The sequence below is a fragment of the Paraburkholderia sp. SIMBA_027 genome, from assembly GCF_046535315.1.
Classification (GTDB): Bacteria; Pseudomonadota; Gammaproteobacteria; order Burkholderiales; family Burkholderiaceae; genus Paraburkholderia; species Paraburkholderia tropica.
Window position 1 is genome coordinate 1 of sequence record NZ_JAWRWY010000975.1, and the last position, 258, is coordinate 258.

Genomic DNA, 258 nt, shown 5'->3' on the forward strand with positions numbered 1-258 from the left:
CAAATTAAATGGACAACCTAAGAAGACGTCGCAGCTACGTTGATATAATTGACAAGACAATTTCCCATCAGCTACATAAAACTGGAATAGTACATGACACGGTGGTAGGTTCATGCTTCTCAGTTGTCCTACATTCCACGCTGATACAAGTAATCTCCGTGAATCGGGATTGTTTTTAATTTCATCAATCACATTTTGAAGCTGGTCAATAAATCCACCGTCTTCTGTGTCCCAATGTCTCCACTGGTGTCCGTATAT

General features: G+C 40.3%; 1 protein-coding gene. It reads right to left on the reverse strand.

Annotation, left to right across the window (positions count from 1 at the left end; all coding sequences use genetic code 11):
- The coding region (gene thyA, locus SB764_RS42010) for a thymidylate synthase (protein ID WP_410867037.1) at positions 1 to 258 on the reverse strand (258 nt) is incomplete at both ends.